Below are 1,134 nucleotides of genomic sequence, written 5' to 3' on the forward strand. Positions count from 1 at the left end.
CAGCCAGAGGTGGTCCTGGCTCGGGCTTTGCGTGGCCGGGTCGGCGTGTTCCGCCAGCAGGTGGCCGGCTTCGTCGTAGACGAACTGGATCGGTTTGCTGTTGGCGGTCTTGAGTGCCAGTTGCCCTTGCGCGTTGTAGAAGAAGCTGCTGACGCTCTGGCCGTTCTTCAGGGCGACGCGGGGGCGGCCGGCGTTGTCGTAAGTCAGGGTGATGCTGCCATCACTGGTCTGGTTGCCGCTGGCATCCAGGGTATAGCTCTTGGCATTGCTGCCGCTCTGTTTCAGCAGGCGGTTGCTGGCCGGATCGATACCGTAGCTGGTGGTGGCGGTGTTGACCTGGCTTTGGGTGCGGTTGCTGTTGGCGTCGTACTGGTATTGCTCGGTGACGGTGCCGCGGGTGGTCTGGTTCAGGCGGTCCAGTGCGTCGTAGGTGTATTGCTGGCTGAGCGGGCTGGCCTGGTTGTCGATCTGCGCGGTCAGCTGGTTGGCGGCGTTCCAGCGGTAGCTCTTGCTGTACAGGCTGCCGTGTTGCAGCAGGTCCAGCTGGCCATCCAGGTTGTAGCTGCGGTGATGGGTGTTGCCACCCGCCCAGCTCCAGCCCTTGATACCGCCAAACGGTTGGTATTGGATGTTGCTGAGCAGGGTTTGGCCATTCAGTTGCACGGCACTGACTTGGCCGTTGCTGTTGTAGCTGTAAGTGACCTTGAGGCCACTGGGGTAGCTCAGCTGGGTGAGTTGGCCTTGCTCGTTCCAGCTGTAGCCGACCTCACGCTGGCCGGCCTCGCCACCGACGCCACCGATGGCGGTGAAGCTGAGGGTTTTGCCGCTCAGGCGGCCTTGTGCGTCATAGCGGTAGTGGGTGGTGCCCGAAGTATCCTGCAGGCTGGCCAGGCGGCCTTTGCCATTGGCGGCGCTGTCCCAGGTGAAGGTGTGGGTCTGGTCGCCGAAGGCCAGGCTGGTCACCCGGCCCAGGTTGTCATAGCTGCGGGTTTCAGTCTTGTTGCGGGCGTCGGTCTTGGTTTTGAGCTGCCCGGCATTGTCATAGCTGTAGCGGGTGGTGCCGGTATCGGGGCTGACCAGCTGCAGCAGGTCACCCAGGCCATTGTAGTTGTAGCGGGTGGTGTGGCCGAGTGG

General features: G+C 63.1%; 1 pseudogene. It reads right to left on the reverse strand.

Features of this window, described 5'->3' with window-relative positions:
- Positions 1 to 1,134, reverse strand: a pseudogene (locus tag FFS57_RS25060) (hypothetical protein); the annotation flags it as partial.

The organism is Chitinivorax sp. B, from assembly GCF_005503445.1.
Classification (GTDB): Bacteria; Pseudomonadota; Gammaproteobacteria; order Burkholderiales; family SCOH01; genus Chitinivorax.